This window comes from Robiginitalea biformata HTCC2501, from assembly GCF_000024125.1.
GTDB lineage: Bacteria > Bacteroidota > Bacteroidia > Flavobacteriales > Flavobacteriaceae > Robiginitalea > Robiginitalea biformata.
This window is the reverse complement of sequence record NC_013222.1, coordinates 2,134,975-2,158,763: the sequence shown is the minus strand read 5'-3', so window position 1 is coordinate 2,158,763 and position 23,789 is coordinate 2,134,975. Positions and strand designations below refer to the sequence as shown.

The window sequence follows — 23,789 nt, the reverse complement described above, 5'->3', positions numbered from 1 at the left end:
ATGAATAGAAATATTTTAAATATATTTGGAAAAAAAGTTATGAAGACAAACAGAATTATTGCTTCGCTACTGGCAGCAGGCCTTTTAACGGTCGGCGCCTGTAGTGATGAATTCCTGGAAGTCGCGCCAGCGAACTCGCTGGGGGATGCCCAGCTACAGACCAAGGACGGGGTTGAAGGCCTCCTGATCGGGGCCTACGCGGCACTGAACGGAGTGTTCGGCAACCGTTTCGAAGGGCCGAACCACTGGGTTACCGGTTCCATCCTCGGCGGGGACGCCAACAAGGGGACGGATGCCGGGGATTATTCATCCATCAACCCGGTACAGCGCTTCGACCACGACGCTACCCAGGGAGATTTGAATAGCCTCTGGAGGGGTCGTTATGAGGGCGTTAGCCGGACCAACAACGTGGTGCGCACCGCAACCGCGATCCAGGACCAGCTTTCTGCAGCGGACTTTGCCCGGCTTACCGGGGAGGCCCGCATGCTTCGCGCCCATTATTATTTTGACCTGAAAAAGCACTTCAACAACATCCCGGTATTTGATGAAACGGTACCGGCCGCTGAAGTGCCCCTGGTTCCCAACAACGGGGATGCCTGGGCATTTATCGAAGCCGACCTGCAATACGCTTACGACAACCTGCCGGGAACTACTTCCGCAGGGCGCGTCAACAAGTGGGCTGCAGCGGCCCTGATGGGCAAGGCACTCCTCTACCAGGGGAAATTTGCCGCTGCCAAATCCTGGTTTGACGATGTGATCGCCAACGGGACCACCCCGACAGGCGAGAAGTACGCGCTGCTGGACGACTACCAGCAGATTTTCAATGCCGAGTTCGATAACCACGCCGAGGCGGTATTCGATGTGGAATCTGCCAACAACACCGGTAGTACCCAGAATGCGAATTACTTCGACGACCTGAACTACCCGTACAACACCGGCCCCGATGGCCCGGGTAACTGCTGCGGGTTCTTCCAGCCGAGTATCGACCTGGCAAACCACTTCCGGGTGACCAATGAAGGAAAGCCCCTGTTGGATTACTCCTTCAGCGACCCCGCCAATGAAGTGGCCAATATTTACAAGCATGTCTTTACTGACGGACAGGACGAAGGGACCTTCGTTGAGGATTCCGGCCCCCTGGACCCGCGGATCGACTGGTCCATCGGACGGAAGGGCATTCCCTACCTGGATTGGATTGAACACCCTGGATCTGCATGGATCCGGAGCTTTCCGTACGCCGGGCCGTATTCCCCCAAGAAGTACATCTATTATCGTTCCCAGGAAGGGAGCCTGACAGATGCCAGCTCCTGGACACGGGGATACGCCCTGATGAACTACACGATCATCCGTTACGCCGACGTCCTGCTGATGGCTGCTGAAGCTGAGGTGGAACTCGGAAACCTTGAAGCCGCTCGGGCTCTGGTGAACCAGGTACGCGCTCGTGCAGCCAATTCCCAATACTGGGTGAAGGAGTACGACGATCCGAATGCCAATGCCGCCAACTATGTAATCAGCGAATACTCCGCTGCCGATTTCTCCAGCCAGGATGTGGCCCGGGATATCGTCCGGTTTGAGCGCAAGCTGGAACTCTCAGGCGAAGGACACCGCTTCTTTGACCTGGTGCGCTGGGGCATTGCCGATCAGGAACTGAATCGTTATTTCAACTACGAAGGCCAATATCTGGTCACCAAGTTTGGTGGTGCCAGTTTCCAGGCCGGCAAGCACGAATACCAGCCCATCCCGCAAGGTCAGATCGACCTGCAGGGTGCCGATGTTCTTACACAGAACCCCGGTTGGTAATGACCTGCTAACAATAATTAATGAATGATTAAAGGCCGCTTTTTGAGCGGCCTTTTTCTTGTCCCTTCCGGCGAATTCACGCATTTTTGTCCGTACTTCAAACAATCCACGATGAAACCCTATTCCGCGCTCCTCCTGGCGCTCGCAACAGCCAGCTTTTTATCCTGTACCGGTGAAGATCCGGCCCCTGCCCTATTCACCAAAGTCTCCCCTGACGATTCGGGGATCCATTTTGAAAACCGACTGGTTGAAAACGATTCCATCAACATCCTGGACAACGAGTTTGTTTACAACGGCAGCGGGGTAGCCCTGGGCGACCTTAACGGTGACGGACTGGACGATATCTTCCTGGCCGGTAATCAGGTGGATAACGCCCTGTACCTGAATGAGGGAAACCTGAAATTCCGGGACGTATCGGCTGCTTCGGGTGTTGGCAAACCCGACTCCCTACTCTGGTCCTCCGGTGTCAGCCTGGTAGACCTTAATTTGGACGGCCGCCTGGACATTTATATCTGCAATACGTTTTACAGGGACTCCACCCAGCGAAGAAACCTCCTGTATGTGAACGAAGGGGTTGGGGAAGACGGGATCCCCCGTTTCAGCGAACGCGCCGAGGCCTACGGGGTTGCCGACGACACCTATTCCTCCCACGCCCAGTTCTTCGACTACGATAACGACGGAGACCTGGACCTGTTTATTGGGGTCAACCGGATCGACGGGATCAACCCGTCCGAATTCCGGCCCAACCAGGACGACGGCACCTCCCTGAGCCGGGATCGCCTGTATGAAAACCGGTGGGATGAGGCCCTGGGGCACCCGCGGTTCGTAAATGTCTCGGATTCCGCAGGAATCCGGTACCACGGGTACAGCCACAGCACACTCATCCACGACTTCAATAAGGACGGCTGGATGGATATTTATGTAGCGAATGATTTCTTCAGCAACGACCTGGTATATATCAACAACCAGGATGGCACCTTCACCAACCGGGCAGGGGAAATCTTTAAGCATTTCAGCCTTTCCTCCATGGGAAGCGACCTGGCGGATATCAACAACGATGGGGAACTCGACCTGTTCACCACCGAAATGCAGCCCTATTACAACAAGCGCAAAAAGCTCTTCCAGGGCCCCAGCAGTTACAACAAGGAAATATTCACGCGCCGGTACGGGTACGAGTACCAGTACGCCCGGAACACGCTGCAGATTGCCAACGGTACGGACCCGGAAACCGGGCTGCCCGTATATTCCGAAACGGGCATGTTTGCCGGGATTCAGGAAACCGACTGGAGCTGGGCCCCGCTCTTTGCGGATTACGACAACGACGGCTGGCAGGACCTGCTGATCACAAACGGTTTCCCAAAAGACGTCACCGACCGGGATTTCGGGGATTTCCGGGTGACGGCGAGTCGGTTGGTCAGCAAGGAAAAACTCATCGAGGCCATCCCGGAGATCAAAATCCCGAATTTCGCATTCCGCAACCAGGCCAACCTGACCTTTGAGGATGTCACCGAGGAATGGGGGCTTAATTTCGGCACCTTTTCCAACGGGGCCGCCTACGGCGACCTGGACCAGGACGGCGACCTGGACCTGGTGATCAACAACCTGAACGATAAGGCGCTGCTCATGGAAAATAACGGTTCCGAACTGCATCCGGAACAGGGCTATTTACGGGTGCGCCTGGAGGGAACACGAGAAAATGCTGCCGGTTTTGGAAGCCTCGTGTCCGTGTACAGCCAGGATCGCGTACAGAAATTGCAACTCCTTTCCGGGCGCGGGTACCTTTCCAAACCGGAATCCGTCCTGCATTTTGGCCTGGGTACTGTCAGGACAGCAGACTCGGTAACTGTCCAATGGCCGGACGGCAGGGTGCAGCGGCTCCTGAATGTGCCCGTTGGGCAGACCCTGGTCCTGGACCATGCGGATTCCCAGACGCCGGGCTCCCAGCCGGCAACCCGGGGGCGTACCTTCCTGACGGAGGCCTCGGAACGCCTCGGGTTAAACAGCCTGATCCGTGACATTGATTTCATCGACTTTAACTACCAGCGGACCATCCCGCATAAATTCTCCCAGTACGGTCCTTCCCTGGCTGCAGGCGATGTAAATGGGGACGGCCTCACGGATTTGCTGGCCGGAGGGAGCCGGAATTTCCCGGAAAAATGGTTTTACCAGCAGGAAGACGGAACGTTTCGCGAAACGGAGGCCACGTATAAGTCGCACCCGGAGCTCGAAGAGGAAGACACCGCCTCCCTCTTGTTCGATGCCGACGGGGACGGCGACCTGGATCTCTACCTGGCCCGCGGATCCGGCCAATACGAACCGGGAGACCCCCGCTACCGGGATGTCCTCTGGCTGAATGACGGTCGGGGCAATTTTACCGAGGCTAAGGAAGCACTCCCGGAAGCCTTTGCGAATTCCTCGGTGGTCAAGGCAGCCGATTTTGACCGGGACGGCGACCTGGACCTGTTTGTAGGCAGCCGGGTGAAGCCTTTTGCATATCCCACAGCCGACCGCTCCTTTCTGCTGCGGAACGATACGGAAAACGGGGTGGTACGCTTTACAGACGTTACCGCTCAGGCTGGGGAAAACCTGGAATATGCCGGCCTGATAAGCGATGCCATATGGACAGACTTTAACGGCGATTTTTGGCCAGACCTCATCCTGGCAGCCGAGTGGAGCCCGGTGCGGTTTTTCGAGAACCGTGAGGGCGAACTTCGGGAAATTACGGAAAGTACCGGCCTGGCCGAAGACAAAGGCTGGTGGAACAGCCTCACGGCTGCCGACCTGGACAACGACGGGGACATGGATTACATTGTCGGGAATTCGGGAACAAATATCTATTTCAAGGGCAGCCCGGAAGAACCCGTCCGTATATACGCCAAAGACCTGGACGACAATGGGATGATCGACCCGCTGATCTCCTATTACCTACGGGACAGTACCGGTGTGCGGCGCGAATACCTGTACCACCCCTGGCAGGACGTGGTCAAACAGTTCTCCGCCATCCGGAAGCGGTTCAATTCGTTCGGGGAGTTCGGGGCGTCCACACTGCCCGAGATGTTCCCGGACGGCCTGCTCGATGACGCCCTGGTCTACGAGTTCAATACGATGGAGTCTTCCTGGTTGGAAAACCTCGGCAACAACCGGTTTGCCCGGCACGCCTTACCCGTGCCCGTGCAGATTGCCCCGGTTTACGGGACGGCCGTCACCGATCTGGACCAGGACGGCCGCCTGGACCTCCTGATGGTGGGCAACGACTACGGGATGGAAGTACAACAGGGACGGGCCGATGCCTTTATGGGCATGGCACTTCGGAATGTCGGGGATGGTTTTGTGCCGGTTGCCCGAAGCCAAAGCGGGTTTTTCGTGCCCGGGGATGGCAAGGCCCTGATACGCCTGGAGCAACAGGGCGGCTCCGTGGTTTGGGTAGCCTCCCAGAACAACGACCGGCTGAAGGCCTTTGAAAACCCCCGCGCCGGCCAACTGCTAAGGGTTGCCCCCGAAGAGGTCCGGGCTGTAGTCCGGATGCAGGACGGCAGCAGCCAGGTCCATGAATTCTACTGGGGCAGCGGGTTCCACTCCCAATCGGGGCGCTTCCTGGAGGTTACCCCGGCCATCGAAACCATCGAATTCTTCGATGCAGCCGGAAATAAGGTGCGAACAGTAGAAAACGCCGGGGGCGCGTAAGGCTCAGTGGCTGTTCCGGGATTGGGCGGCAATCCATTCGAATAACCCTTCCGTCCGGTAGGCCCGGTCCCAGGAATTATGGCCCACCCCCTCATAGGCGGTTAATTCAACATCGTATCCCAGCTTTTTCAGCCGGTTGGCCATCTGTTCGGATTCCGAAAAAGGGATCACCTCGTCGGCCGTTCCGTGGAATATGCGGATCGGCATATCCGGGTCAATCCAGGAGGCGTACGGCAGTGGGGCCATCCCGCATACCACCACCAGGGCGGCAAATACATCCGGGTAGTGTACGGCCATCTCCCAGGAAGCGGACCCCCCGCGGCTGAGGCCCGTGAGGTAAATGCGGCCCGGATCCACCCGGTTTTCCGCCAACACCGCGTCCAGCAACTGCTTCACAGCGCGCACGTTCCACCATTGTTTTTCATGGGAATTGTGGGGAGCCAGGATTAGGAATGGAAAGTCGTTGCCCTCCAGGAGCATTTTTGGCGGGCCCGCCTCCCGCAGGGCTTCCAGGTCCTTGCCGGCCTCCCCGCCCCCATGCAGGAATAACAGCAAGCCAAATTCGTCGTTGCCCTGGTCATATCCGGGCGGGTAATACAGGTAGTAATGCAGGGTGTCCCTTACTTCCGTCCGCTGCGACCCGGAAACCAGCCGGCTCTGGGCGCTGCATCCCTGGAACAGGAGCACGGCCAGCAGGCAGGCAGGAACCGTGCGGCAATAGCTTAAGACATGCATATAGTTGACCAATTTAAACTTCACAAATATGCCGGCATACTGGTTTGACCGGCCGGAGTGCTTTATTCGTTGTATATCTCATCGTGCAACCGGTACCGATCGTCGTTGGCAGCCGGTTCCTGCCGGCTCTTCGTATCGATGATCATCACCGGGGGCGTCGGGTCATTTGCTTCGGCGGGCGGCCAGTTGGGCAGGTCCAGGCTATTCGGGTTCCCCTTTTTGATAAAGTTGGCAAAAAAGGCCTGCATGGTTTCGGATACCTTGTAGTCGTCTGCCGTCCAGGCGTAGTCGTCCACCAGGTGCAGGTTCCCCATACAGTACTCAATCTCGCAGGCGTGCGGGGCCCCGATGGGCTCCGGCATGTCGGGTGCTTCCGTATCCGCTTCCACCGTACCTCCCGCCAGGCCGGAACGCAGGTTGGCATCCCGGAGGGGCGGACGGATTTTGCTGTAGAGGTAGCGGTAGACGGGTTGGTCGCTATGCTTGCGGTGCAGGTCAAACCATTTCCAGGTACTGTAGGAGATAAACCGGTCGGAAGCCAGGGCGGTGGCCGAAAATTCCACCTCCCGGGCCGTGCTGTGCGCATAGGCAGCCAGTATCTCCTCGTGCCGCTCCGGGTAGACCTCCCGGACTTTTTGCTCAAAATTCTCCGGGGTATAGGACATCCCCTGCATAAATGCCATCCCCGGGATTTCAGCCGAGTTCCACCCCAGCAGCAAAGGCACCTGGGCCTGCCGGCCGCTCTCAAAAATCTCCGGCAGGCTGGCGGGCAGGAAATACCCATCGATAGTCATCGGGAAGCCAAACCGCCCCGATTCGTTGTACAACTCATAAATATCCCGGGCGGGCAATTTTCTCAAATCCGCGATTGAGGCCACCCCGGCTTGCTTTAAAAATTCCGCGCCCTGTTTCTCGCCTTCCGCCAGGGGTACGGGCGCCATGGTAGGGTGGATGGCCGCCCCGCTTTCGCCAATGGCACCGGCAATCAGTTCCCGGGACAAGGGCGAGGCCATGAGTGTACTTGTCCCTATGGATCCTGCGGATTCCCCGGCGATGGTGACCCGCGACGGATCACCCCCAAAGGCTTCGATATTGTCCCGGACCCATTGAAGGGCCGCCTGCTGGTCCAGGGAACCGTAATTTCCGGAAGCCTTATACGGGGCCTCCGCACTGAGTTCCGGGTGGGCCAGGTATCCAAAAATGTTCAGCCGGTAATTGGTGGTGACCACCACCATGCCCTTTTTTGCCATACTTTCCCCGTCATACCGGGGTTCCGAGGCATCCCCGGCCACATTGCCGCCCCCGTAAAAATAGACCAGGACCGGCAGGCCCCGGGTATTCCGTTTGGCCGGTGTCCAGACGTTCAGGTAGAGGCAATCCTCGCTTACCCCGTCCGACCGGGATTTCATATCGCCGAAGACCATGGTTTGCATGGGGCGCGGACCAAATTTTTTGGTCTCCTTTACCCCTTCCCAGGGATCCATAGGCTGGGGTGCCTTCCATCGAAGCTCCCCTACAGGCGGCTTGGCAAACGGGATGCCGAAGTAGGTTTGAATACCCGTATGCGTGTCGTAGTTGCCCTCGACAATCCCTTTGTCGGTTTGCGCCTGGACGGGAAAGGCGTTCTGGTTCGGGTTGGCAGCATGTTGCTGGGCCGAAAGTTGCTGCGATTGGATAGAGCATACGATCATCAGGACGAAGAGTCCCGGATTCCGAAGAGGTTTCATGTTTGCGATTAATTGGTTTAACAGCATACAAGATACCCTGAATTCACGTAACAAACCAATCGGGGAATCCCCAAAATTGTTAGGATGAATATTCCTATCTTGAACTGAAATTTTCAGAGCCTGTGATACCCTTCCGGAAATCATGCCGTGGCCAGGCCATCGCCTGGCTCCTTTTGCTTGCCTGGGGGGCTGCTGCTCAAAGCGGTAGTCCAAAAAAAATCACCATCTGCTGGGATGCCTCCGCCTCCATGGAAGGCAATGAACCCGTCTACGCCTTCCGGTACCTGGAGCCCGTCCTGGCATCATGTGCGGATTGCGAAGTGGAACTGGTGACCATAGGGACATCGGCAGTCAAAAATTCCTATGTGGTTCAGGATGGCGACTGGACGGAATTGAAAAAGGATCTGGAAGCCATCACCTACGACGGAATCGCCCCCTATGCGCTCTTTAACGAACATCTGCAACCCGGCGCCACCTACATCTATACGGATGGCGTTCAGCTCCATCCGAACGACCGGTTATTGCTTGAGAAAGGCAACACCATCCTGAGCCGGTCCACCGGCGAGGCACAGCAATTCCTTGAGCGCACGGCGCTGGTTTACCGCGGGAACTACATCCAGCTGAAACCGCTTGCCCGGGCCATCCGGCCCGGGGCCGGGAATCCGGAAACCCGGGAAACGGGTACTGGTTTCGGGCAGGGGGTGATTGCCCTGGAAGAGGTGGAAGTAAACGAAACCCGCAGGGAAGCCGCGGAAAAAGTCCGGACAGGAACAGGCACTCGGGATAGCCGCCGGGTGGGGGTCGCGGTGAGCTCCCTGGATGACGAAGACGTATCCGAGATCCAGACAGACATTTCCCAGTCGCTGCAGGGCGGGCGGCTTACCGGGGTGAATGTCGGACCCGGGCAGGATGCCACGCAATTCACGAGCAGGACCAACCTGACGATGCTGGGGAACAACTACGGATTAGTGGTTGTCGATGGCACCCCCCTCGCCCAGTCAAATTCTTCAGGGGGGGTTGCCGGGTCGCAGCGGGCCAATTTTATCGACCCCGCCAACATCGCGGACATCACCGTGCTCAAAGGGCTGGCAGCTACCAATATGTACGGGGAGGCAGGCCGGAACGGGGTCCTTTTGATCACTACAAAAAATGCCGTATACGGTACTGCCGATAACCGACAAAATGCCGATGCCCTGCGCCTCCGGAATAACGTCTACGATGCCCGTGAAACCACCGGCCCAACCGGTTCGGCCATATCCCGCTCCCTGTCCGGCATCCCGGTAGCACCTGCTTACAGGCGGTATCTGGAGTTGCGAAAATCCAGGGACGCCGACCCGGGGTTTTACCTGGATGCATCGGCTGCCTTCAGGGATCGGGACCCGGTACTGTCGTCGCGTATTGTCAGCAACCTGGCCGAACGGATGTCCGACAGGCCCGCTGCCGTTTCTGCCGCCCTGTACGGGCTGCTGGCAAGCGGCAGCCACGAGGCCGCAATAGTGGTGGCCGAAAGCCTGGCTTCCGTCCCCTCCCCTGCCGGGAGTGCGCTGGTCAGCCGGGCGCTGCTTGCAAAAGACAAACAGGAAAAAGCCGCGCTGGTCCGCCAGCTTATCAAAGCCCACCGCCAGGTACAGGGTACCGGGGAGGCCGCAAGGGAATACCGGACGTTCCTCCAGCGGGAAATCCAAAACCTGTTTCGGGCCAACCCGGAATTTGCCGGGATGATCCCCGGTGCCTACGACTACGAAAACTGCCCAACCTACAGGGCGCGCCTGGTCATCGAGTGGAACCTCCCCGGGGCGGAATTCAACCTGCAATCGGTAAACCCTCAGCAGCGCTTCTACGACTGGGAACATTCGCAATTGGCCGCTCCGGAACGCCTGCGGGAAGAGCATCAAACCGGATATACCGTTAAAACCTTCGATTTTTATGGGGCCGACAGCGCAGGGGAATGGCTTTTTAACGTAGAGTTGCTGAGCGATCCCCCTTCCCCGGATAATCTGCCACTGGTTTTTGGCTGCCGCATCTACGAGAATTTCGGCATGGCTTCCCAAACCGTTTCCTACCAAACGGTTCACCTGGGCCGGGTGGGGGAAAAACAACAATTACTGCGCCTTTTTGTGAAATAACCACATTTCAACCCGGGGCATACCCTACCGGTTACCATCCTTGGAAATTTTAGGTTAAATTGTTCCAAAGAATGCGATCCCAACACAATGGGATTCGCAAACAACCACAAAAACCAATCGGACATGATTTCTTTTTCCCAAGCCACACCGGCCGGCAGGTCGTTTTGGATAACCAGTTATTTCTCTATCGAATATAAGACAATGCTTCCCTGCCTGATTCTGGCAGCTGTTTTGTCGTTCCAGGCCAACGCCCAGGAGCAATCCGCAAAACGCCCCCCGATCATCGATGTCCATGTGCATGCGATGAAGGTAAATCCCAATTTTTCAAGGCCCATGTGCCCCTGGTTCCTGAACAGCATGCCCGGGAGCGGGCCCAACCAGGAGGCGCCCTCATTTATCAATCTGGATTGCGTAGACCCCCTGCAACCCGCTGCCTCGGATGCGGACATGCAGGAAAAACTCCTCGCTACGGCCGAGCGTTTGAACATGACCCTGGTGGTTAGCGGCGATGCGGATGTCATCCACAAATGGCACGCCCAGGCGCCCGACAGGATAATCCCTTCCCTGGGGGTCAGCAACGCCGACCAGATATCCGTGGAGGCCTTCCGGGATTCCCTTTCCTCTGGTTTTTACAAGGTGATGGGCGAAGTAGCCCCGCAGTACCAGGGGATGTCTCCCAGCGATATGTCGCTGGATGCCTATTTTGCCGTTGCCGAGGAACTCGGAATCCCGGTGGGCATCCACATGGGTACGGGCGGTAACGGGATGGCCAATATCACCAATGCCAACTACCGGGCATCATTGGGGCAACCGTTCCTCCTGGAGGACATGCTCGCCCGCCACCCGAAACTTAAAATCTGGGTCATGCACGCCGGCTATCCGATGATCGACCAGATGATTGCCCTGATGGGGGCCAATGCCTATGTATACGTAGACCTGGCAGGTTTTATCTGGAGCTACCCCCTGGAAGAGATCCACGCCTACCTGAAGCGCCTGGTACAGGCCGGATTCGGTAAACGCATCCTCTACGGTACCGATTTTATGGTCTGGCCCAAATTGCTGGAGACCTCTATAGGGGTCATCGAAAATGCGAATTACCTGTCCGAGGATCAGAAACGGGACATATTTTTCAACAATGCCGTCCGGTTCTTCAACCTGGATCCCAGCGAATTCGAATAAACCTGATAAATTCCAACCTATGACCCGTTCCCTCCCCCTGCTTTTCATCCTCCTGCTGGCCGGCACATTTCTGCAATGCCGGGCGGAAGCGGATACCCCGGTTGCCCCGGAGGCCGATCCCCAAAGGCCGCGTACGATTGTGACCACGGACGGGGAGATCGACGATGTGGATTCCTTTATCCGGATGTTGCTCTACGCCAATGAATTCGAAATCGAGGGCCTGGTGTACAGCAGCTCCATGTGGCACTATAAGGGCGACGGAAAGGGAACGCCTTTTACCTCCGAAATGGAAATGACCCGGAACATTTACGGGGAACGTACCGACCTGCGGTGGCCGGGCACCACCTGGATGGAGGACCTGATTGCCCGTTACGCCGAGGTCTACCCCAACCTCCGGAAGCACGCGGAAGGGTACCCGGCACCCGAAACCCTGCGCTCCCTGATCCGGGTGGGCAATATCGATTTTGAAGGGGAAATGGCGGCGGATACGGACGGTTCCCAGCTAATCGCCCGGCGGCTACTGGACAGCGATACCACAAAACTCTACCTGCAGGTATGGGGCGGGACCAATACCATTGCCCGGGCGTTGAAATCCATTGAGGAGAAATACGGAAATTCCGACTCCTGGGAGGCCATATACCGGGACATCTGCAAGAAGGCCGTCATTTATGCGATCATGGACCAGGACGCCACGTACCGCAATTACATTGCACCCAACTGGCCGGATATACCGGTATATTACAATTCCAACCAGTTCTGGTGCTTTGCCTATCCCTGGAAACAACAGGTGCCCGAACGCTGGCATTCCTACCTGCAAGGTCCATTCATGAAGGAACATATCATCCGGGGGCACGGCCCGCTGATGGAAAAATATTACAGCTACGGGGATGGCCAACAACAGGACGGGGACCCGGAACATATCCACGGCGTTGCCCTGGATTCCTTTAACCAAAACAGGAACGGCCGGTCCTGGGGGCCGTTTGAACCCTTTGATTTCATATCGGAAGGCGATTCTCCGGCCTACCTGCACCTGGTGGATGTAGGCCTGGACAATATCGACAATCCGTCCTTTGGCGGATGGGGCGGGCGGCTGCAACAGTCGGAATCCGAGCCGAACCGCTGGGAAGATGGTGCCGGGGTTGCCGATTTCAACCCGTTTACAGACACCCTCGATGTCACTTATCCACAGACCCGATGGATCCCGGCCATCCAGGAAGACTTTGCCGCCCGTGCCGATTGGTGCGTCCTCGATTTCGAGTCTGCCAACCACCCCCCGGATGTGGCGGTTTCGGAAGGTTCCCGCCTGTCTGCGAAACCCGGGGAAGAAGTAGTACTAACCGGACAGGCGACGGACCCGGATGGCGACCGATTGAAATTTTCCTGGTGGCGTTACCATGAGGTGGATAGTTACACCGGTGAGCTTTTGCCAAGGGCCATAAGCGGGGAAACCCTTCGCTTCCGCCTGCCTGCGGATATGGCGCCGGGAGAGGATCTGCACCTCATCCTGGAGGTGGCCGATGAAGCGGAGCACCCGATGATCCGGTATGCCCGGGTGGTGGTTACGGCCCGCTGAACAGATCAATCGGCGGCCTCTACCTCATCGCGGAGGTCCAGCCGGCGGAACCTGGGCGAGAACCAGGCCATGGCCCCTACGGTAAGGAGTGTCATGCAACCGCCGAATACCACGGCGGGCACCGTCCCCATCAACCTGGCCGTCACCCCGCTTTCAAAAGCTCCCAATTCGTTTGAGGAACCTACAAAAATAGAATTCACCGATGCTACCCGCCCCCGCATATTGTCCGGGGTCTTCAGCTGCAGGATGGTCTGCCGGATGATCATGGATACCCCGTCGACGGCTCCGCTCAGGAACAGGGCACCCACGGAGACCCAGAACATCGTGGACAACCCAAAGACGATGATGCAGAGGCCAAAGGCGAAAACGGCCCACAGGAGTTTCCTGCCGGCGTGACGGTGGAGGGGGAACCGGGTGGAGCCAAGCATCGTTATTGCCGCCCCCACGGCAGGGGCCGCGCGCAGGATGCCGAAACCTTCGGACCCCACTTCCAGGATGTCCTGGGCAAATACGGGGAGCAGGGCCACGGCCCCCCCGAACAGAACGGCGATCATGTCCAGGGTCAATGCCCCCAGGATAGCCTTGTTGCGAAACACAAACTGCAGGCCGTCCCGCAGGCTCTGGAACACGGGTTCCCCGATTTTCGGGTTGAGGATGGGCTTCCGCGGGATGCGCAATAAAAAGGCCAAAGCCACCAGGGAGAAGCCAAATATCAGGCAAAGCGACCAGTGCACCCCGATCCAACTGATGGAGAAGCCCGCCAGGGCGGGGCCCAATACGGAAGCCAGCTGCCAGGTACTGCTACTCCAGGTAGCCGCATTCGGATAGATCCGCTTCGGGACAATCAGGGCGATAAGCGAAAAGATGGTCGGCCCCAAAAAGGACCGGACGATCCCGCCGAGGAACACCAGCCCATAGATGGCCCCCAGCTGGTACTTCTGTTCCATGGAGGCTTCCACGGACGGCAGGCTGAAGATGAAAAGTCCCAGGCTGACGACCGAAAACCCCAGGATGCAGTAAATCAATAAGTTCCGTTTCTCCCGCTGATCCACGATATGCCCTGCAAAAAGGGCCATCCCCACCGATGGGATTACCTCCATGAGCCCGATGATCCCCAGGGACAACGGGTCCTTGGTCAGCGTATAGACCAGCCATTCAATCAGGATAAACTGCATGGTCCAGGCCAGGACCATGGCAAACCGCACTACCAGGAAAATGTTGAATTCCCGGAATCTCAGGGCAGCATACGGGTCGTTGGGTTGGGCCATAAGCGCTTGGGTAAACGGAAGCAATTCCGTTTCTGGCGCAAATGTACTACAGTCCGCAGATACTGCCCGCTACCGATTCCTAATTTTGAGGGTCAGCCGGTCGTCCTTGCTGGATACCACCCGGGCCTTAATGTTCCCCAGATTGAATGGATCGCCCGGAAAGAACTGGTCTCCCGGAAAGAATTGATCTCCCGGGAAATATTCCTTGCCGGTATACATGGTCACCGTTGTATTGGGCATGGGTTCAATCCCCAGGCCCTGAAGGTTCCTGTAACTGCCTTGCAATAACCCGATAAAAAACTTGCTATCGGGAAATTCTGCAAGGACAGCCTGCTGGTCCCGTTTCTCAATCTCATTGAAAAGGACGATATCGGTGACCGTGTTCGTCCGCTCATTGACCACCAGCACCACTTTGGTCTCCCGCGTGCTGCGCTGCTGGGTCCGGGCATCCATCCAGGCCAGAAGGGCAAGTACTGTCAATATGAATAGTCTGATCTTCATCCCCGAGGTGTCATCTGCCATCGGCTGAAATGGCTATGCACGACCGAATTAGTTACAGTCTTCGGAGTTCACTTCCTCTTGGGCGTCGTCAATTGCGTCATTTATTTCAGCGCGGTTGGTGGTTGGGACACAGTCCAGGATATCCCGCAAGGCTTCCAGGTAGTTCACAGCCGCCGACTTCACGTTATCGCAATTCGCTGCGGAGGGATCATTTTGGTAAGCAAAGAGTGCATCGCTGTATAGGGCGGCTTCGTTGGCCACAATCTGTGTCCAGGCACTTTCGGAGCAATTGCCCAAGCCGTCGTCGTCACTGCCTCCGCAGCCAAATGCCAAAAGGGCGGTGCATGTAAGGGCGATGTTGGTGATGGATTTTGACAATTTCATAAATGTGAATTTTAGGTTGATAAACTAGATTTTGGGGGATTTTTATTTTTCTTGGTGTAATCACGGCCAGCCTGGTGGTTGCAACCAGTCCCCGGGGCGGGATGCCATTCGGGGGCCGGATGGCCCACGGGGCCTATTTGGGTAGAAGCGCCTCCAGGTCAAATGCCTCCAGCGCCTGCCAGGTGCGTGCCCGTCCCACGTTTAAGGTGGTCAGGGTCACAAAGAGCCGGTTGCCGTAGAAGAGTTTCAATTGATATTCCTTATTGGCACTCTCATGGCGCTCCCGGGCCTTGATGCCGTTTTCCCGCACCGTTTTGATATATCCCATGGGAATTTTCTCGTCTACATCCTGCACGGCTATCATATGGGCGGGCCCCGTCAGTTGGGAACCCCGCTTCCCGGCCCCGTCCACAATGTGCAACCTGATTTTTTCTCCGCCTGCGTAATAGGTGATGTCGAACATGGCAACATCCTCCGGGGAATTTGTATTCACGTTGGTGGCCGGCAGACCCAGGACTGCATCGGGCTTCCAGGCCGCAAATTCCGCATCGGTCAGGGGCGTCAGGCCTGCGAGTCGTTTCATATTCGCCTTCATATCCAGCGACTCGTTTGATTCCACTGGCGCATCCGCCTCCGGCATCTCCTTTTCCTCATCCTGGGCAGCATCCCGGGTCTTTACTTCCCCGCAGGTTGCCAGCGCCAAAGCCGCTAGTAACAACATGGCTTTTATATGGGTGGATGGTTTTATCGAATGCATCATAATCTGCGTCTTATTAATTGGCTGTAAACAAGAATTGGGTGTCCCCGGGGACCTCCCGGACTGTTTTCATGACCATTTTCAGCGGGCGGATATTGCCTTCCTGGTCCGTGTAGGTCTCCGCCACCTCAACCCTTACCAGGTTCCAGCCTTTTTTCAGGTCGATCGTGTACTCGTGGATGATGTCAAATACATCCTTCCCGTCCAGCGTATAGGTGGGTGTTTTACACGTACCGTGAACGGATGCATCCTCTTCGGCAAAGTAGAACTCGATGTAATGCCCGGTGACAAAATCCTTTTTACCAAGCTGAAAAAAACTGTTGCCAAAAGCCTGGGAACTGGCCAACCGAATCTGGCCGTGGAGTTCTTCCTCCTCCAGGTTGCCCACATAAAAACCGCCCCGGGTAGTGGCACGCTCCAGCTGCAAGTCCCCATTCTCGGAGGACACATCGTCACTCCGGCAATAAAATGCACGTTCCACGGTACTTCGTACCAACCGGATCCCGCTGCCATCATCCGCTTCACGGCTCGCGGAGATCCTCTGCGCCAACGCTTCTCCCAGGGTTATGGATACCTTACCGTCGGCTTCCACCTTCCCGATAACCACCGGCGAATCGGTGGGCAGGATAATTTGCGCCCGGCCGTGGGGCCAGTTTTCGAGCGTGCCCTCAAACGTGCCTTGTGCAGTGGCGATCAGGCCGGTGAATAGGGCACTCAGGATAATCAATTGCCTGAAGAAATGTCCCATATTACTGGATTTTCAGTTGCACGCGGCCGTCCTGCACGGCCTGAACCCGGGCTTTCATGCGGGCAACATCAAACTGATCTCCAGGAACAAACTGGTCACCTGGAACAAATTGATCTCCCGGAACAAATTGGTCTCCCGGAAAGAATTGATCTCCTGGTACGGCCTGTTTACTTGTAAATAAGGTGAGGTTTGCGTTTTTGTTTGGCAAAATCCCCGAACTCATGGTTCGATAACCCCCTTCCAGCAGGCCGTAAAGCACCTTGGCGTTTGGATATTTCTTCATCAGGGCGTCCGCATCAAAATTTCGCGCATCACCTACCAGTTCAATATTTGTGATGTTGTTAGAGCGGTCTGCAATGAGCAGCACTTTGGTAGTGTTGCCGTCCGTGCGCAACTGGGCATTCAGGCCCACGGTACCCAGGGCCAACATGAGCAGCGGGAGGAGAATCCTTGTTTTCATCGTCGTAAAATTTTTGTTTGGAGGAAAAGTAGCAGAAGGAATCTCCGGGCCGTGCCACAAATGTAACCGGCTATAAAACATATGTAACGACCCTTGTAATATACTGTTATTCAGATATATCAACAGACGTATTGCCCGGCAGAAGGCGGGTTAATCGGCGGCCCGGGAATACTCCACGGGGGTTTTTCCGTAGGTTTCCTTAAAGCACTTGATGAAGTAGGAAGGGGTGTTGAAACCCACGGTATAGGCCACCTCATTGACGGTGGCATCGGAGTTTTTCAATATCCGGATTGCTTGTTTCAACCGCTGGGAACGGATAAATTCCGTGGTGGATAACCCGGTGATGGCCGTGAGTTTCCGGTGCAGTTGCATCCGGCTCATCCCCACTGCACTGGCAAACTTCCCGGCGTTGAAGCCGGCGTCCGACAACTGGTCGTCCATTACCTGTTGCACTTTCTCCAGGAAAACCTCATCGGTGGGCGTGATGGCAATATCCTTGGCCTTGAGCACCAACTCCTGGCTGTACCTGCTGCGCAGGGCCCGTCGGGTATCGATCAAATTCTGCACGCGCCTTTCCAGCAGCCGGAGTTTGAAGGGCTTGGTGACGAAGTCGTCTGCCCCGGATTGCAGCCCCTTCAACTCGTGCTCCTCGCCCGAGCCGGCGGTTAACAGGATGATGGGGATATGGCTGGTGCGCTGGTCCGTTTTGAGCGTATTACAGAGCTCAATGCCGTCGCGCACCGGCATCCGCACATCGGAAATAATCAGGTCCGGGACAATTTCAAGGGCTTTTTCGACTCCTTCCGCACCATTTTCGGCTTCAAGTACCTGGTACTTGCCTTTCCATACGGATGCCAGGAACTGGCGCACTTCGCGATGGTCTTCCACCACCAGGATCAAGGGCAGGTCGCTTTTGGCCTCGTCCGCCCCCCCTTTGTCGGACGCCAGGTCGATGGTACTTGAAATCGCATCCGGCGCTGGATGCTCTTCCGTTGTGTTGGCATCCACTATTTGTGCGTCTGGAAAAAGATCCCGCGCCATGGGAAGGGTCACCTGAAACGCTATCAAGTCGGAGGCTTCTTCCAACCGGACATCCACTTCGCCCTGGTAAAGGGCTACGAGCTGCTTCACCAGCGAAAGGCCCACACCTATGCCTTCGGAATATTCATCCTGTTGATAAAATCTGTTGAACAACTTGCCCAGGTCCCCTTCCGCAAAGTCCTCCACCGAATTCTCTACCCGCAAACACACCGTGTCCCCTTGCCCTTCCGCCCGGAACCGCACTTCCCCGCCGGTGGAGCAATACTTTACCGCATTGGAAAGCAGGTTGGTTACGATCTTCTCCACGATATCCTCATCGAACCACGCACCCGGCATCGGGCCGATATGCACCTGGTAGGAAATGTCCTTTTGTTCACAACGGTACCGGAACGAAGAAGCCAGCACCCCCAGGAACCCTTCCAGATCGCCCGGGGTTACTTTTAATTTCAATTTGCCTTTTTCGAGCTTGGCCAGGTGCAGCATCTGGTCCACCAGGGCCATCAGCCGATTCGTATTCCGCTTGATCATCGAGAAGTTGGCGTGGTCTGCATCCGAAAGACCCCCGGCCCCCAGTTTGGCATCCACCGGGCCCGATATCAGGGTCAGCGGCGTCCGGAACTCATGGGAGATGTCCGTATAGAGTTTTGATTTGAATTCATTGAGCCGCTGGAGCCTAAGGGCTTCTTCTTCCTGTAATTGCAGGTTTAGCTTCATGCGCAACCTCCATTTCAAATACCAGTAAATGGCGAATACCCCCGAGAGGAACAGGATCAGGTAAATGGCTTTGGCCAAAGGGGTCAGGTACCAGGGCGGGGCAATCGAAAAGGCAAATCGCGCGGGCTTTGGGTTCCACACCCCGTCGTAGTTGCTGGACTTCACCTGGAATTCGTAATCCCCCGGAGGCAGGAAGGAGTATCTCGCAAAGTTGTTGTTGCCCGCCTGGATCCATTCCTGGTCGTAGTTCACCAACCGGTACTGGTATTGGTTTTTCTCCGGCAGCGCGTACTGCAGGCTCGAAAACGTAAATGTAAGCGTGTTCTGAAAGTGCCGGAACCTCGTATCCGGCGCCATGGGATAGGGTTCATTGGCTACCTGCATTCCCGTAATAGCCGTTTTGGGCAACCGGGTATTCTCCTGTATCTCCGAAGGCTTAAACCAATACAGTCCCTCGAGCCCCCCGAAATACAGGTTGCCGCGCCGATCGATGTGGTATGCGCCCGTATTGAATTCCGTCGCCAGGCCTTCGTAATTGGTATAATTGGTGATTGTCGGTTTTTCGCCCGGCGAATTGCCCGGGCTGAACCGGGTGATCCCCCGGTTGGAACTCAGCCACAGGTTGTTTTGCGCATCCGGTAGGATGGCATAGATCACATTATTGGCCAGGCCATCTTCCGTGGAATAGTGATAAAATTTTTCCTGTCGGGTATCCAGTGCATTGAGGCCTCCCCCGTAGGTGCCGATCCAAAGTACCCCGTCCTCCCGTGAAAAATAGAGCGATTTGATCATGTCGTTGGAGAGGGTGTTCGGCCCGGACCCTTCCCGGAAGACCTTAATTTCCCCCGTATCCGGATGCAGGCGGATGAGCCCTTCGGAATCCGTGCCCAGCCAGAGGTTGCCGTCGAGGTCCTCCTCGATTACACGGATATTGTCGCTGACGCGAGGGCCCTGCCGGCCGGGACTGCTGTCAAAAATCCGTACGGGCCCGGTTTCCTTTCCGAACTGGACGAGCCCATTTTCCCGGGTCCCCAACCAAACCCTGGCCTGGCTGTCTTTAAAAATACTCCAAATGGTCACCGGGTACCCGGTATCCGGGCGAGACCCGCCATAGGTTTGCACCGACCCGTCCGGCCCCAGGATATTCAACCCGCCCCCCTGGGTCCCGATCCACAGATCTCCGCTGGACACATCTGCATACAGGCTCATGATCCGGTCGGAAGTCAGGCGGGTACCGGGCGGGTCTTCCGTGGAATACTTCGCCCAGCTGTTTGCCCCGGGGAAATACTGCATCAATCCATGGCCCGAAGTCCCCACCCAGACCGAGCCGTCGGCATCCGTAGTAATGGCCCGGACCACGTCCACATGAATGTTCCTCGGAACCTGATAATTGGTTATGGAATTAAATTTTTCGAGGTATTCGTCGTAGAAACTCAGGCCTGCCCCATCGGTACCAAACCAGATCGTCCCGGTATAATCCTCGTAAATACTCAGTATGTCGTTGTAATGCAGCGCCTTGGGGTCGTACTTGTCTGCCATGAAATGCCGGGTTCGGTAGGAATCCAGTTCAATGAGATACAGCCCTTTCCCGTAGGTCCCGATCCAGAGCCGGTTCTGCGAATCGACAAAAAGGGAAAGAATGTTCAGGTCGGCCGGCAGGGGCAGGCTCAGGGGCAATTCCGCGGTATCGCTCAGGAAGGTCTCCCCCTCGTTTCGGAAATAAAGTCCGCGGCCATACGTGCCGAACCATTGCCGTCCCTCCCGGTCGATGGCAATGGTGCTGAAACTCGCCTGCACAGGCCCGTCCACCAGGGTTTCCCGCAAGGTATCCCGCGCGCTCCTGTTTTGGCTGTCGATGGCCAGGATGCCGTTATCTGTTGCCGCCAGGAGTTCCGAGTCGCTCTCGGCCAGCGCATATATGGTTTCCCGCACGTCGATTACCTGCCGGACATTGGCGAAGTCCCCATCTGGCGGTACATGAAGCAGCCCATCGGAATACGTACCTACCCAGTATGCCCCCTGACGGTCCTGGTATATGACACTCGCATGCTGCGTAACCGGTACAGGTACAAAATGACCGGATGCCACATCCAAACGGTGGGGAATCCGGCTGGAGGGAATGGACCAGATGTTGTTATCCCGGTCTACGTACACCTTTCCCAAATGGCTGTAACCCGGGCGGGTGATATCGTCGAAAATAAATGGGTAGACGGTAAATTCATTGCCGTCGTACTTGTTCAGGCCATCCTGGGTAGCGATCCACAGATATCCCGTACTGTCCTGCGCAATGGAGATACCGCAGTTCTGGGAAAGTCCGTCCGTGATGGTGAGTTCTCCAAAACTAATCTGGTCCTGGCCGCAAACTACCGCAGCGAGGAAAAACAGGGAACAACATGTTATTAGCCTGATGTAATTTTGTACCATACACTTCGATCCTCTATACGCTGTGGGATATTGAAATGTAAGTCTTTGATCGGTTTATAGCAAATTCCCGTTATACTCCAGCCATTTCTGAATCCCCCTGTAGAAGCTGGAAGGACTAACTGGATGTTCTAATTATCGTTGGCTGTTCAATTCTCCAATCGCTCCATGGTCGTCAATTCCGGCGACCCGCCCCGGTTCCCGCAGCCGGATGCGATGTAAAGGGAATCGTCAAAGGATACAAGGCCCGTGCCGTGCCGTCCCTCATTGAGAGGTGGCCATGCCTGCCACGTTCCGGTTTTCGGATCCAGGGCCTCCACTTCGGAGTGTGCCTTCTCCTGTACGGGTGACTCCCCTCCGGCAATGAGTATCTGGCCGTTGCAGAAAGTGGCTGCCGTACCGGCCCGCTCCGTGGGAATCGGGTTGGGTAGCGTGGTCCAGGTATCCGTGGCGATATGGTAGGCGTCAACCGGCCCGATGGTTCCGCCAAAGGGGGTTTCGGATGAACCCGTATTCCGTCCCGCCACCGCATATATCAACCCGTCGGCCAATACGGCCTGGAAGTGATCGCGCGTACGGGGCGCATCGGAGAGGACTTCCCAGGATCCGGTCTCCAGGTCATAACTGTCTGCCCAATCCTTGTGGTCCCCGATATGCCCGTTTTTGATGCCGCAGAGCATATAGATCTTACTGCCGGACAATACGTTGCCCGTGGACCCGCGGCGCCTCGCCTCGGGTATGGCGTCCCCCTGCTGCCAGGTATTGGTGGCCGTATCATAGGTGTAAATATGCCCCACGGGTGTCTCCTCCGGCCATCCGCCTGTGAGGGCGCCCAGGATATAGATCCGATCTTCCACTACTACCGGTTGGAAGTGGTGAAGCTCAATGGGGGGCTCCGGCCCTTTTGACCAGGTACCGGACTGCGTGTCGTAGATGCTGACCGGGCGGATTCCACGCCCGCCGAGCAGGTAAAATTTACTGCCAACATTTACAAATGCCGCTTCGTGCCGGGCTACCGGCTGGCTCCCGTCTTCGGATTCAACGTATTGCCATTTGCGGGCATCAATAGTTTCGGAGGCTATGTTTTGCGAGATTTCGCCGGACCCGGATTGCGTTTTCTCGCCGTCCTGGCAACCGGAGAGAATCCATATCGTTGCCGCAACCAGCAGATGGCCCCTATAGCGAATAATTCCGCTGCCCACAGTTGTAGTCGAGAATCGAATGGCATCCATATCGTATTTATTTCATTAATAACCTCATGAGTTCCTCCGCGGCCACTTTCCCTTTTTCCTTAAGAAAATCCCGGGGGGTATTGTCCCCGAGTTCAAAGACGATGGCCGGCATGCCGTGGGCTGCGTAGAAGTGGTTGCGCGACACCATGGTGGGGGTCAGCTGGTCGGAAGCGCTTATATTCGTTTGCTTTTGCGGGAGCCGGTTGCTGATGCTTTGGATCCAGTCAAAGACAATTCGCCCCTTTTGCCCGGTAACCAAGGTATCCAGGGGGTAATAAATATCGTCCCATGTGGAGTGGAAATCGGCCCCGAATACAAATTCGTACCCCTCCCTGCTTTTCCGTTGCAGGAAATCCCGGACGGCCCGCGTCTCGGGCTGGTTGAATTCCTGCCAGTCCCGGTTCAGGTCGATTCCCCCCAGGTTGTGGCGCCAGTGTCCGTTGTCCACCCCATCCGGGTTCATAAGCGGCACGTTGAACACGGTGAATTCCCGGCGGAATGCCCGGGCTTGCTCCGAATCGCCTGCCAGGGTTTCCATAAACGATTTCATGGCCAGGAAACCGGTGACTTCGGGCGGGTGCTGGCGGGAGATGATCATCAGGGCCTTTCGGGCATCCCCTTCATTTACTTCCATCAGCTTCATCGGGCGGCCTTCCCGGCTTTTGCCGATTTCGTAATTCGATACAAACGGTTTTTGGGACAAGGTATCCACCCATTGCTGCACACGGGCCGAGGTGTAGAGCTCCTGGGCGGTGACCCAGGTGGGCTCCTCATCCACCTGCAGGGTGATTTCAATTTGTTCCGGGGCCGCACGGATCCCGAATTCCCCTTCCCCCGGGTTGATCAGCTTAAAACGGGTGCTGTCCAGGGTTTTGAAATTGATTCCGTCCCGGCTGATTTTTGGGTAATACCGGCTCCGGCTGCCGTCATAGGTGAATTGCAATTGGATTTCCCGGGGGGTGGTGCTCCAGACCTGGAATCCGTACCACGGGCTCGGGTTGATGGGCGTGTTTTCTGCCGTGATCCAAAGCGTATAATGGTCCTGGCCGTCGTGGGCCACCCCGTTGAGGCGGGCCCCGTCGAACTGGTTGCTGAAAAACACGGTACTGTCCTGGAAGGCCCAGGTGCCCCGCCACTGCTTCTGGACGGGTTTGGTTTTGGTGGAAACGACCGGGTTGGGCCCCTGGCCCTGGTAGCCGGAAGATGCCCCGGATTGGGTGTTTTTGCAGGCGCACAGGAGGGATATTCCGAAAATCAGAGGAATTAAGTGTGTTTTCATTGGGGGTAGGTGATGAATTTGAAAACCTAAAATAAGGAATCCTTTATGTACAGGGTCTTTTGACGGTTAAAATGTTTAGCGGGGTATTAAGCACTTCCCTTGAAAATCCTTGCCAGTGTGATCCTGTAGGCCAGCCGGTGCGATGGGCAGGATTACGCCTGCG

At 56.4% G+C, this 23,789-nt stretch carries 16 protein-coding genes; 5 read left to right on the top strand and 11 right to left on the bottom strand.

The window, feature by feature from the left end:
• The first annotated feature begins 39 nt into the window (after positions 1 to 39).
• Positions 40 to 1,797, top strand: a complete 1,758-nt coding sequence (locus RB2501_RS09590) for a RagB/SusD family nutrient uptake outer membrane protein (protein WP_015754595.1) — start codon at positions 40 to 42, stop codon at positions 1,795 to 1,797.
• A 111-nt stretch (positions 1,798 to 1,908) separates the two neighbouring features.
• Positions 1,909 to 5,481: an FG-GAP-like repeat-containing protein gene (locus RB2501_RS09585; protein WP_015754594.1), complete on the top strand. Its 3,573-nt coding sequence runs from the start codon at positions 1,909 to 1,911 to the stop codon at positions 5,479 to 5,481.
• A gap of 3 nt (positions 5,482 to 5,484) precedes the next feature.
• Here the strand turns inward: RB2501_RS09585 and RB2501_RS09580 are convergent, their stop codons facing one another.
• Both RB2501_RS09580 and RB2501_RS09575 read right to left on the bottom strand, forming a co-directional pair.
• Positions 5,485 to 6,216: a carboxylesterase family protein gene (locus RB2501_RS09580; RefSeq protein WP_015754593.1), complete on the bottom strand. Its 732-nt coding sequence runs from the start codon at positions 6,214 to 6,216 to the stop codon at positions 5,485 to 5,487.
• A 62-nt stretch (positions 6,217 to 6,278) separates the two neighbouring features.
• Positions 6,279 to 7,943 carry a carboxylesterase/lipase family protein gene (locus RB2501_RS09575; protein ID WP_041327162.1) on the bottom strand — a complete coding sequence of 555 codons (1,665 nt, stop codon included), beginning with the start codon at positions 7,941 to 7,943 and terminating at the stop codon, positions 6,279 to 6,281.
• A 122-nt stretch (positions 7,944 to 8,065) separates the two neighbouring features.
• Here RB2501_RS09575 and RB2501_RS09570 point away from each other — a divergent pair, with 122 nt between their 5' ends.
• From RB2501_RS09570 to RB2501_RS09560, 3 genes are all read left to right on the top strand, one after another.
• Positions 8,066 to 10,069, top strand: a complete 2,004-nt coding sequence (locus RB2501_RS09570; RefSeq protein ID WP_015754591.1) for a TonB-dependent receptor plug domain-containing protein — start codon at positions 8,066 to 8,068, stop codon at positions 10,067 to 10,069.
• 123 nt (positions 10,070 to 10,192) lie between these two features.
• Positions 10,193 to 11,248 (top strand): amidohydrolase family protein, encoded by a 1,056-nt coding sequence (locus RB2501_RS09565; RefSeq protein ID WP_238528062.1) that lies wholly within the window; start codon positions 10,193 to 10,195, stop codon positions 11,246 to 11,248.
• A 19-nt stretch (positions 11,249 to 11,267) separates the two neighbouring features.
• Positions 11,268 to 12,821, top strand: coding sequence for a DUF1593 domain-containing protein (locus RB2501_RS09560; RefSeq protein ID WP_015754589.1), 1,554 nt, complete (start codon positions 11,268 to 11,270; stop codon positions 12,819 to 12,821).
• Positions 12,822 to 12,826: 5 nt separating this feature from the next.
• Here RB2501_RS09560 and RB2501_RS09555 read toward each other — a convergent pair whose 3' ends face one another.
• The 9 genes from RB2501_RS09555 to RB2501_RS09515 all read right to left on the bottom strand — a co-directional run bounded on the left by RB2501_RS09555 (position 12,827) and on the right by RB2501_RS09515 (position 23,626).
• A complete protein-coding gene (locus RB2501_RS09555) occupies positions 12,827 to 14,089 on the bottom strand; it encodes an MFS transporter (RefSeq protein ID WP_015754588.1) in 1,263 nt (420 codons plus the stop codon).
• Positions 14,090 to 14,158: 69 nt separating this feature from the next.
• Positions 14,159 to 14,590: a hypothetical protein gene (locus RB2501_RS09550; RefSeq protein WP_148214333.1), complete on the bottom strand. Its 432-nt coding sequence runs from the start codon at positions 14,588 to 14,590 to the stop codon at positions 14,159 to 14,161.
• A gap of 48 nt (positions 14,591 to 14,638) precedes the next feature.
• Positions 14,639 to 14,974: a hypothetical protein gene (locus RB2501_RS09545; RefSeq protein WP_015754586.1), complete on the bottom strand. Its 336-nt coding sequence runs from the start codon at positions 14,972 to 14,974 to the stop codon at positions 14,639 to 14,641.
• 133 nt (positions 14,975 to 15,107) lie between these two features.
• Complete coding sequence (locus tag RB2501_RS09540) at positions 15,108 to 15,734, bottom strand: hypothetical protein (RefSeq protein ID WP_148214332.1); 627 nt, start codon at positions 15,732 to 15,734, stop codon at positions 15,108 to 15,110.
• A 13-nt stretch (positions 15,735 to 15,747) separates the two neighbouring features.
• Entirely contained in the window at positions 15,748 to 16,479 is a 732-nt protein-coding gene (locus RB2501_RS09535) for a hypothetical protein (RefSeq protein ID WP_041327159.1), read from the bottom strand.
• Between the two features lies 1 nt (position 16,480).
• On the bottom strand, positions 16,481 to 16,939 hold the full coding sequence (locus RB2501_RS09530; protein WP_015754583.1) for a hypothetical protein: 459 nt from the start codon (positions 16,937 to 16,939) through the stop codon (positions 16,481 to 16,483).
• 150 nt (positions 16,940 to 17,089) lie between these two features.
• Positions 17,090 to 21,118 (bottom strand): two-component regulator propeller domain-containing protein, encoded by a 4,029-nt coding sequence (locus RB2501_RS09525; RefSeq protein WP_015754582.1) that lies wholly within the window; start codon positions 21,116 to 21,118, stop codon positions 17,090 to 17,092.
• Between the two features lie 146 nt (positions 21,119 to 21,264).
• Complete coding sequence (locus RB2501_RS09520) at positions 21,265 to 22,347, bottom strand: Kelch repeat-containing protein (protein ID WP_148214331.1); 1,083 nt, start codon at positions 22,345 to 22,347, stop codon at positions 21,265 to 21,267.
• 7 nt (positions 22,348 to 22,354) lie between these two features.
• The gene (locus RB2501_RS09515) at positions 22,355 to 23,626 is read right to left on the bottom strand and encodes a M14 family metallopeptidase (RefSeq protein WP_015754580.1); all 1,272 of its coding nucleotides are present in this window, start codon (positions 23,624 to 23,626) and stop codon (positions 22,355 to 22,357) included.
• Between the last annotated feature and the right edge of the window lie 163 nt (positions 23,627 to 23,789).